The following is a 10,819-nucleotide window of genomic DNA, read 5'->3' as shown; positions in this document are numbered from 1 at the left end:
GCCGGATCGCCGCTCGTCGTAACGCCGCAGCAAAACGCATCATCAAACCCAGTGACCGCTAACTGAAACGGGTGCGGCCTTCACCGGATGGATACGCCAAAGGGCCGACCGACGGCTCCGGCTCCTCGGGGATGATCTCTGACACCGAGGTGCGTTCCGAGGTCGCCACGAACTGACCGCATGGGATGAACTCCAGCGCTTCCCTCGCAATCGCTTCAGCCTCGCGCCGGTTGGCACGCCAGTTGTAGATCACGCTCTTGGCAATGCCATGCCTGCGCGCGACCGACGTGACCGTGAGATCGGGGCGCAAGCTCTCCGCGACAATCGTGGCCTTCTCCGCATCCGAATAGCGCCGACGCCGCTCTGTGCGCACGATCACGCCGCCACCATCGATCACAGGACCTCCTTCTGGAGTCCAGAAAGAACTCCCTTCAGGAACCGTCCTTCATCGCTCAGCAGCGACCCCGCAACTCGTCCTTGGCCGGACGCTTACGATAAGGCCGATTATCGTCAGCTTGCGCCCCCAAGGATCGGCCCACGACTTCTTGAGCCTGTACTCCATTAGGCGATTGTCACGGATAGCTTCGCTCACTTCCGCAAGCCCCGACCAAGGCGATTCAGCATCAACTCCACCCGGAGTCGGCTTTTCAGGGTCGCGATGTTCCATGGCCTTGCATTCCAGTGTTGGAAGATCTTAGATGAGAACATAACAAGATCGACGGCTAATTTGCAAGTGACGAGAACGTGAATGGACGGGCGAATTTGCCAGCCGTCTGGAAGGATTTGCTCGCGATCTTGTGTAACAGTCCTAAAGCAGGATTGCTGAGATCGTCGCGAACGAAGGGCACGATTGCGTGTGCTTTTGCACGAGAAATCGCCACATTGATGAGCCTTTCGCCATCTCGGCCTTGCAAAAAATTGGATGTTCCATCGACCGGATCAAAGATCACGAGGGTCCGCTCGCTTCCTTGTGCTCGGTGGACAGTACTGACTGAAATTTCGGGATGCCTTCGTCTAAGAAAATTGCGGATCAGCGTACGCTGAGCTCGAAAAGGCGTCAGAACCATAATGTCCTCCGCATCGACGTACGAACCAGCCAGGTTATCGATAATAGTTTCGATGAGCTTAGCCGACTGAAAGCGGATAAAACCACCGTAACTTTGGGAATACGTTGCGGGTTCGGAGACCTGATCGAAGCAAACCCTCGGGATCTCGCGCCCATTCACAAAAAAGGGACTGCGCTTCTTCTTCCAATCCGGATCAGCCATCGCCTTCCGACAGACCTTGAGCTCGCCGTTATAGAATGTCGTGCTTACCGCCTGGCAAATTCCAACTGCCATTCGAGATTGCTCATTCAGCATGGTCGTTGGCGTATGCGCGAACAGATCGAATGCCGTTTTCCCGAGAAGGGCCTTTTCGCCAGCCCCAGCGCTTTGGACGATCGGCGACAGCTGACATGGATCACCAGCAAAGATGGTCTGCTGCCCCATGGCCGGAACCATGAGTGCGGCCGGCCCAATTACCTGGCTCGCCTCGTCGCAGATCACGAAATGCCAAGGTCCTGCGGTGTGTAGGGTGTCGTACCAAGTGATCGCCGAGGAAACGGTTGTCGCCACAAGTCTGGCTTCGGACGCGACGGCCGAGATATCCGCGCCCAGCTCCTTGCGGAGTGCGCTCAATTTATCCTTCCATTTGATGTGCTCACCGACTTTGCTCTTCGGGGGTTCGGATGCCTCAAGGAGCAGGAATTCCGTACTCTTTTCGGCAATACCTGGTGCGAGCAGGTGTGGACGATTTACAAACTTCCGTGGGTCAAAATAGGCGCCGACCCGTTTGGCAGTTTTCGCGATGACTGGCTTGTCGATACGCCCAAGCCAATCGTCTATGGAAAGCAGTGCCGTGTCCACGGCGACATTCGTTGGCCCAAGCAGGAGAATGCGAGATTTCGGAAATCTCTTGAGCAGGTAGGCACCCAACGCGCCAATCGTATAGGTCTTGCCAGTTCCCGGCGGACCGATTGTGATTGAGCATCGATATGCCGAGTTCTGGACGGCTTCCACTTGCCTTTGACGGAGGTCTGAGAAGCGATTGCCAAGCGGAAGAATTGGCTGGAGCGGTTCTGTCTCTTCTTTCGTCTGTCGCAGTCTTTTGGCTGCGAGTGCGCCCATTTCACCGGCCCACATGTCGATCAGTGGCCCAAGGAAATCGCCCGGAAATAGCCAGATCTGACTTCCGATCGCGGGCATCCCGCCTGCTGCAACCTGAATCACGATCCTGTCGTTATCGCTATCGACAAGCTTGATTATGCCTCCAGCTTCAAGCTCGTCGCCCCACTTGGCCCTGACACCTTCCAAGGCCTCATCGACGACAACTCGGCGCTGCCCTTTGACCGACCGCACGCCCAAAACAAGGTAACCGTCGTCCCAATCCGCAGACGCAACTTCGACCCTGCCACCCTTCTGAACGAAGCTTCGTTCCGCTTCCAATGCACTTTGGATTGCAGCACGAGTAATCGCCATCGAACAAAACCTTACATCAATGCTACAATGCGATTGCTGGCGCTGTCTACTCGGATAGCGAACCTTTCATCTTGGCTGAGGTTATAGGCCAGTCGATCGCTGAAACTGAACGGGAACAGCGCAGGACTTGTCGCCACCGTGTTGATGGACATTCCTCGGCCAGCATGCCTTAGAGCAGCCTCTACCAGCCATAGCTCCAGCTCTGGCGTCAGAGTGATGGGCTTGTGCCTTGCCGTGATGATTTTTCCTTGTTTCATCCGGTCGATCGCACCCCACTCAGCCTGAGATTGGAGCACCATGTTGGTCATGCGGCGCGTTCCCTCGCGCTCACCATAAACTTCCGCCATGCGCCGATGCACTTCGGCTGAAGAGCATTCGCCCTGTAAACGCAGCAGTCTGCCAACGATCTCCGAAACAGCTCCGAAGAACGGATATGTGGCAATGGCCATCCCCCAAGTCAGTGCCACCACCGATGCGCTTGGGTCAGACTTGTAGATGGCCACAGCGCGATCAGATAGCGCTACGAGTTCCGACCTCGGATCTAACCAAAGCCGGTTCAACACAGTGCGTGTCTTTTTCTTGGCCGCGATGCCTGTATGGCTTGCGTCGATCAGGTCTCGCAGCTCTTCTAAAGTTTCATAGCCGGATCGCACACGCAGCGCGGTGCGAGCCCAATCCAACTGGATATACCTGTCAAAACCGATTTGGGGCGAGGTGTCAGTCATCATTGCTGAAGCTCTTTGGCGTAATGCGGACGAAGGGGACGATGAGCTCTTCAACGGACATTCCGCCATGAGCGACCACACTGTCCCCCACCCCGGTGAAGGCACCTCTCCCCTTTGGATAAACAGGTAGAAAATCGACCGGAAGCCCCGGTAGCTCGAACCTGAAGGTATCAAGTCCGGCGGGCACCGAGGATGCCAGATCGGCGCTCCGATAGACCCTGACCCGTTCGCCCTTTATTTCGGACAGAACCCCCTGGCTCAGCCGGCCGATCCCTTTTGCATCGACGTTGCCGTGATCCGATGTGAGGAAAATCTCGAACCCGCGATCGAGCAGCAGCGTCATCAGCTGCTCAACGAAACCGGTATCACACCAATCGTCAATCTGACTGGCGATGCCTCGCTTACCCAGAGTTGCACCGTGGACGATCTCATCGACCATATCGACAACGATTCCAGCGATTTTGATGCGTGGTCCGCTGATCGCATCAGCAATCCGCGACAGGTCCTCGCGCCGCTTGACGCCCTTGAGATAAACGACTTCACTCTTGCGAAGCCCGGCATCTTGCCAGAATTTGGCCCACAATGTCTGCTCTGCGGCTGTGCTTTCTATCGTTCCTGCGAACTCTCGTGGCCTGAGCCCCGAAAACACCGTTTGACGTGAGACCGAAGTTAAACTCGGCAACCACGCAAAGCAGGCTCCTTCATCAATCTGGATCGATGACAACTTCTCCGTCAGGCGCCTACGGATCTTGCACCACTGATCGATCGCCAGTCCGTCGAATAGGAGCAATGCCTGGCGCGCGCTGCTACCGTTGCGGCGATAACTGAGATGCCGGGGGACGTGATGGAGCATGACAGGTGCTTTTGACGCGGGAAGCGAAGGCAAGTCAGCGAAGTGCCGAATGAGCCAGCCAAGGAAACGATCGTCAGCTGATTGCTGAAGTCTCTCAATTTGAGGCGAAACATCATCCCCCAGCCCTGCTGGAAGCTCGAAAAACTTGCACAGGAGTTCGCCCAGACGCTGTGCAAACGAAAGCCATTCACGATGGTGAGCGCCATCTGCAGGCAGGTCTTCTGCAAGCGCAGTGGCGCTTTCAGCAATAAACTGAGCCTGGCCTTGGACGTCCTTCTTGATGCCGACCTGGACCCACGCCGGAGCACGCCCTGAAACGGCATCGCCCGCAACCGGCTCGAGACATCCCTCCAAGAACAGGGAGTCTACCGCCATGCGAATGTCTGGATGATCGAACGGGATCGCCAAGTTGGAATCGGAGCCGTCTTCTTGGTTTTCAGAGGCTACTGACGTGACGCCGAACGATTGCAGGTAGGTCAGCCAGGCCGATTGAGCCGCATTCAACGCGAATGCTCTGTCTCCAACCAGCTCCTTGATTGGCAGATGGGAAAGCGCCTGCCGTGATTGCAAGATCGCAGCCATCCTGTCGGCTAGAACGGGTGGCAAGCTCCAGCCTCGAAGGTGCAATCGGAGTACCTCACGCCAGAAAGTCACCTCATCGTCGATCAGTACTGGGACGATCTTGAAGACATGCGTCAGAATGAAGTCGCTCGTCGCCGCATCCCCTAAGGTCTGAGACGCATAGGCCTTCTGAGCACCAAACAGCTTGTCGTAATAATTTGGGTCGATCTGGCGGAGCACTGAACTACTGAGATTGTCGAAGAGATCAGCCAAACCGAGCCGAACGATCCGCGCTTGCCGGATGTAGTCCCATGGCAGGATGTCGCTCCCATTGGACGAGAGATGTAGGATTAGCGCCGGGCTTGGAGGATCTCGCCCTTCGTCCCATGCGGCCCGATAGGTCTCTTCATAGTATGCCCTGAAGACGATCGGATCGTCGAATGAGACGAGTTCGAACCCGCGGTCGCGCAAGGATTGGAGAACGTGCTCATCCAACAGCACAACATCGGGGTCGCACGCGACCCAGAAACGCGAGAGATCTGCGGGGAACTCCTGCAGGATACGGTCGGTCCAAGCACTCATGGCATAACCAATCCAGGCGCACCGACACGCAACATTAGGACGGCGTTCAAATCAGGCGAATATGCTTCGGCTGCATCGAGCTGCGCCATGCGCGCATCATGATCGGCGCGTAGGCGCTTGCGGCGGTAATCCCGGACTGTTTGCAGTCCGACCCGACCGATGGCTTGGTGCCGTGCCTCATAGGCATATTTGGCACGTTCACGCTCTTCCTGGAGGCGAGCGCGATGTTCTTCCGTTAGCTCGCCAAAGATCCGTTCGCCCTGAGTGAGAGCAGCATTTCTCGAGGCTTCAAAAAGTTCGCTGGCATCACTTGCCTCAGCAATACCGGCGCTTTCGAGATGTTCCGTCAAGAGGAGATCCCAAATCCGCTTGGCGGTGGGCAGGAACGTTCGTCCTTCATCATTCACGAAGACGGAAAGGAAGCGCCGCCGACTGAAATCATCGGCAGACAGGCTGATCTCCCAAAGCGACCACACTCCCCGCACGCTGTCCGGAAGCCCGGTGATGCGAACGATAGGCACAGGCTGACCGGAAACGCATCGTGGCAGCTCACTGATCAGGGCCCGAGCGCGTGGATCTTCAAGCGTCACCCATTCAGTGTCGGGTCGCGCTTCGGCCGTCCTTGCATCGAAGCAAACACTGGCGGACTCACTCCCATCAGCCCAGCGCACTCGCCATACATCGGCTTCTTTGACTGCCTCTCCACCCCGCGCAGGCAGCCCGGTGGTGATGGCACGCTCGAGCCAGAACTGTGCTGGATGGTCTCTCCATTTGCGAGCATCGTCGGGATCAAGCTGGTGCCCATCCGACAGGAGCTCGCTACTCTTCTTCCCTTCTGCAATGGTTGTTCGAAGCTGTGCTACAAGCGCATCACACTCGCCCTCGATATCTTCCGGGTGCTGCAACCCATGGACGAACAACTCGTCAAAAAGTGGCTCTGCCTCGATGGAATCCATCACGTCGGACGCCTTATCGACGCCAAACTCCTCGGCAATAACCGCGAGCTTCGTTTCCAGAACCTCGCGAACGCGATGCTCGACCGTATCTTCAAGGACGAAGTTAATCGCGCGCACGACATGCGGCTGTCCGATACGATCAACGCGGCCGATGCGCTGCTCGACCCGCATGGGATTCCAAGGCATATCGAAGTTCACGATGACGTGGCAGAATTGAAGGTTCAAACCCTCGCCGCCAGCGTCCGTCGAAATAAGAATGCGAATGTCTCGGGCGAACGACTGTTGAGCCCGCCCGCGCGCTTCAAGATCCATGCTCCCGTTCAAAGTGGCGACCGAAAAGCCGCGACTTCCGAGGAATTCTGAGAGCATTGCCTGCGTGGGAACGAACTCGGTGAAGACTAGCACCTTCAGCTCAGGATCGTTCTCTTCTTGCTGAAGCTTGTAGATCAGCTCCAGCAGCGCCTCCGCCTTTGCATCCGTCCCCTGTGCCTCCGTGGCGCGGGCTAAGTCGAGCAGCGTGTCGACCTCGGCCTTCTCCATCTCCCAGCCCTGGGTCTGGATGGCCAGATCGACTTGGGTTTGCCCGTCTAGCTCAGCCCACTCGTTAACGTCGGCAGTTTCGAACAAGGATGGCTGAAGCTGAGGCTGGTCCAGCAAGGCTTTGCGCTTTTCGAGAGTCGTCCGAATGGCGGCGGTGCTGGACGTCACGAGCCTTTGCATCAGGATCATCAAGAAGCCGATGTGCCGCTGTTTAGTGGCCAAAGCCTGGTTGTAGCCGTGGCGGACATAGTCGGTGACGGCCTCGTAGAGCTTCTGCTGGCTCGCATGACGGTCCTGCCATGCCACGGGGTGGAGACGCGTCATGCGCGGCTTGAAGAGCGGCTTGCCCTCGGCATCGATTGCAGCGCGCTTCTCAGTACGTACGACGAATGGGCGCACTCGCTCGCTGGAAACACTGCTCTCGTCCGGAAAAGAGTCGCGGTCGAGTAGCTGCATCAGTCGATGGAACTGGTCCGTCTTGCCTTGGTGCGGGGTTGCAGACAGCAGCAGCAGATAGGGCGCTGCCTCCGCGAGCGCAGCACCCAACTTATAGCGCGCAACCTGTTCTGTGCTGCCACCCATGCGGTGGGCTTCATCAATGATAACCAGATCCCAGGATGCAGAAATCAGGTCCTCGAAGCGCTCCCGATTGTAGGTGCTGAGCTGGTCCAGACTCCAGCCTCGCCGGCCTTCGAGCGGTTTGACGGAGTCGAGCGAGCAGATCACCTGATCATGCAGCCGCCAAAGATTTTCCTCGTCGCTTCGCCATTGGCGGAAGGAAGAAAGCTCGGCTGGCTCGATGTACTGGAGGTGCTCACCAAAATGCAGACGCATTTCAGCTTGCCACTGCCTAATCAGCCCCTTGGGAGCCACGACAAGTATCCGCTGTGCCATTCCCCGAAGTTTCAATTCGCGCAGGACAAGACCGGCCTCGATAGTTTTGCCGAGCCCGACCTCGTCGGCGAACAGATACCGGATCCTGTCGCGGCTCATCGCCCGGTTCAGAGCGTAGAGCTGATGCGGCAACGGAACGACGCTTGACTGGATGGGCGCTAGAAGGAGGTTGTCCTCCAGAGCATCCAGCAACTTCGCGGCTGCGGCGGTGTGCAGGATCTGATTGACCGTCGGCTGGACTGCATCAATGGCGCTAAGATCGCTCAATCGCGCGCGGACGACGGCGTCCTTGCCGGGCAGCCAAACCCTATAGGCGGTCTCGCCCCAAATCTGCTCCCGATGAACGACACGGCAGGGTGCGGCATGTCGTTCATGCCAGCACCAATCGCCGATAACATGTCCACCGCCCGCATGGTTCACGCACTAGCCTCCATGCGGGTGAGTGCCTGATCGTACCAGAGCAGGAGCTTCTCGTCTTCCTGCAGCGCTTCTTCGGGGATCTTGTGGGCAATGCCAATGATCGCCTTGTAGTCCTTTGCTCCCCAGGCCGTTTTGAAGCCTGCGCGCAGCACCTCGAGCCGAAACTCCTTCAGTTTACGGCCGGGCGAGGACTTGTAGCTCTCGAACTCCTTGAGGAGCGCCCGCTCGCGCTTCTGTTCCAGATCTTTTGCCTTGCTCGGGTCGGGCGCGAACCAGCGATCCTTCGCCTTAGCCTTCAGCCGTGGATCGTCCTTTTCCAGACCACGCAGATCCTTGAAGTTGGTGGATAGATAGCTGTGAATCTGGCTCGGCACCTCGCCGTTACCATCGTAGCGAAGGAAATTGTCGGCAAGCAGTGCCGAAAGCTCCGGCCTCTCCTCATGCTTCCGCCAGCCCGCGCCGACTTGGGTGGTGAACTCCGGATGCACTTCTTGATAGGTCGAAGGACGCTTGCGTAGGAAGTCCATCAACCAGTCGATGGCCGATCGTTCGTCAGAGACGAACAGTTCCATCTGTGGTGCCTGCGCGACTTGGGCCCGCTTTCGGTCGTATTCAGCAACTTGCTCCATCAGGAACACCATGCCGTCCCGCTCCGGAAAACGAGTCCGTAATCCGTCAAGGAACTCTTCGGTCGAAAGCGGCACCGGGAAATCGTGGCGGACGAACCAGGCAACCATCCTGTCATAAATTCGGCGGGGGTCGCGCTCCACGACCATCTCAAGAATGCCGTTCTTCAACTTGGAAACCGGAAGTTGGCGCAAGTGGGTCTGCACGAAATCCCACGCTGACTCAGGTGCCGCACCGTATTCCGTTAGCCGCTTCTCCAGCCCACCGTCCGGCTTGTAGGCGGAGATGACGAGATCCTGCTTAACTGCGGTGGTCGATGTAACCTGTTTGAAACTGCCCTGTTTTTTATCAAGAGCAGAAACTTCCGCAACGACAAAACCAGCTTGCTGCAAAGCAAGCTGGATAGCATTCCAGACTGCCGCCCGACTGTTGGAAAACACAACAGTCATCCAGCGCCCTGGTTTTAGGACGCGGAAATATTCCGAGAACGCCTTTCTTATCAAAGATTGATATTCGTGCAGCCCTTTATCTCTTACTCGATCAATGATTGCTTCCGATGAAACATCGGTAAATACGCCATGCCACGATTCGATGATCTGGTTTAAATCAGCGTAGTAAATATTCTCCCCAAATGGTGGGTCTGTAAAAACGTAGTCTATACTATTTTCAGGTAAATCGAGGCAGGTCGCGCTGCCTGTAGAAACAATGCTGCTCCCGGCAACAGCATGGTTCTCACTGAACGCTGAAATCAACCGTTTCAGTTTGTTGCTATAAGCCTTGAAGGGATCCGCCTCAGCAATCTGAGATGGAACATAAAATACGCCAGTGAGCGGATTGTATGGGAACGAAACTTCAGGCCGATACCGATTGAGTATCGACATATTGATGAAATGACTATCGAGCCAAAATTTCAAGGCATTCCTAATTCGCGAATCTGGTTCTTTGTTCGCCCTACCCCAAAGTGCAGACAAAACATGCGCCTCCCGTGGGAAGTACATATTATGCACACTCTTTGTGTTTGTTGTTTTCATCCGCCCAACCCGAGTCATTTGACAGTCCGGCAACGTATGCGTGGGAAGGTGCGATGGAAGTCCGAGGGCCTCGGCTCTCATAATTATATCAAGATCTGATTCATCTGGCCGCTTCTCAAATGATTTACGGCCATATGAATACTTTATGAGAACAGGGACGCGCTTTGGGCGCTTCTCGACCTCTCCATTATGAGCATCTACAAAAGACTCAAACACCAACTCCATATTCTCTTTCGTCGATTGAGCGGAGCAGTGCGGGCATTTTACTTCTTTATCGACCTTCTTTGTCTTAGGATCAAATGCCTCATCAAAGAAAATTATTTCTCCGGAGCAGTTCTCACAGATAAAAACCTCGCTCCAAACCGTAAAATCAATTCTACACTTTGTCTGTCCGTCTGTGTGGACGGTCTCAAACATCCATCCAAATTCCGCTTCTACGGCTTGCAGCATCAAGTCTGCAGTTTCTGCGAATTGAGCCGCATCGAATGGGAAATTGAGCCCCGCTGCGATAGAGGTCGCAGCAGGCGATAGCTCATTGATTACTGCACGGCGGGCGCCCCATTTGGGGGCCGCGCGACCAGCGCGTTTCCATTCGCTTTCAAGTTCAAGGCGGAAAACCGCAGGAGCAACACCACACCATTGCGCGGCAATTCCAGTCATGCCGGATCCACCAAAGCCATCGAGCACTATGTCACCTGGCTCAGTGAAGTGGAGGATAGATGGAACGATGGCTAGATGCGGGACCTTAGTGTGGTAAGAATGTGCCTTATAGACTGCATCAGATTTCCCAATTGAAACGTCAACAGCCATAGGCTCTCGTTCGTAAGAAGCGCTCGGGTCGTAAGGCTTCCCGAGGTGATTCACGAAATCCGCCAGCCAGGGGTTCGGGCACGCCGTGTAGTAAGGCGGGTCTGACATGGCCAGGATCGCTTCATCCGTGCCTTGCGGAAATCCTTCCTGCTTCCGAAACGCTGGATCCTTCAGCTTCTCGGCCAGCAGCCCCAGAAAGTGTACCCGCCGCGCGTCCTCATTTGGGAAGGTCATGCCAAGGCATTCGACCGTACCGCCCATCTTCCCGCTGTTCATCTTCAACTGGTCGTTCATCTGTTCG

General features: G+C 56.1%; 6 protein-coding genes. All 6 read right to left on the bottom strand.

Going from position 1 to position 10,819, the window contains the following annotated elements:
• Positions 1-58 precede the first annotated feature (58 nt).
• On the bottom strand, positions 59-397 hold the full coding sequence (locus DKM43_RS12385; RefSeq protein ID WP_236632559.1) for a transposase: 339 nt from the start codon (positions 395-397) through the stop codon (positions 59-61).
• A 325-nt stretch (positions 398-722) separates the two neighbouring features.
• Positions 723-2,519 carry a DEAD/DEAH box helicase gene (locus DKM43_RS12375; RefSeq protein WP_109798797.1) on the bottom strand — a complete coding sequence of 599 codons (1,797 nt, stop codon included), beginning with the start codon at positions 2,517-2,519 and terminating at the stop codon, positions 723-725.
• 11 nt (positions 2,520-2,530) lie between these two features.
• On the bottom strand, positions 2,531-3,247 hold the full coding sequence (locus tag DKM43_RS12370; protein ID WP_109798796.1) for a hypothetical protein: 717 nt from the start codon (positions 3,245-3,247) through the stop codon (positions 2,531-2,533).
• A complete protein-coding gene (gene pglZ, locus DKM43_RS12365; protein WP_109798795.1) occupies positions 3,237-5,240 on the bottom strand; it encodes a BREX-3 system phosphatase PglZ in 2,004 nt (667 codons plus the stop codon). Before pglZ ends, DKM43_RS12370 begins: the two co-directional genes overlap by 11 nt.
• Entirely contained in the window at positions 5,237-8,050 is a 2,814-nt protein-coding gene (locus DKM43_RS12360) for a DEAD/DEAH box helicase (RefSeq protein ID WP_109798794.1), read from the bottom strand. The genes pglZ and DKM43_RS12360 overlap by 4 nt, the downstream gene beginning before the upstream one ends.
• Complete coding sequence (locus DKM43_RS12355) at positions 8,047-10,812, bottom strand: DNA methyltransferase (protein WP_109798793.1); 2,766 nt, start codon at positions 10,810-10,812, stop codon at positions 8,047-8,049. The genes DKM43_RS12360 and DKM43_RS12355 overlap by 4 nt, the downstream gene beginning before the upstream one ends.
• Positions 10,813-10,819: the final 7 nt, after the last annotated feature.

The organism is Novosphingobium meiothermophilum, from assembly GCF_003171715.1.
Classification (GTDB): Bacteria; Pseudomonadota; Alphaproteobacteria; order Sphingomonadales; family Sphingomonadaceae; genus Novosphingobium; species Novosphingobium meiothermophilum.
The sequence above is the reverse complement of the archived record's forward strand: the minus strand, read 5'-3'. Positions and strand labels throughout refer to the sequence as shown.

Coding starts and splice junctions, on each gene's coding strand:
- DKM43_RS12375 (WP_109798797.1), bottom strand. CDS start 2,519: ATGGCGATTACTCGTGCTGCAATCCAAAGTGCATTGGAAGCGGAACGA.
- DKM43_RS12370 (WP_109798796.1), bottom strand. CDS start 3,247: ATGATGACTGACACCTCGCCCCAAATCGGTTTTGACAGGTATATCCAG.
- DKM43_RS12355 (WP_109798793.1), bottom strand. CDS start 10,812: ATGAACGACCAGTTGAAGATGAACAGCGGGAAGATGGGCGGTACGGTC.
- pglZ (WP_109798795.1), bottom strand. CDS start 5,240: ATGAGTGCTTGGACCGACCGTATCCTGCAGGAGTTCCCCGCAGATCTC.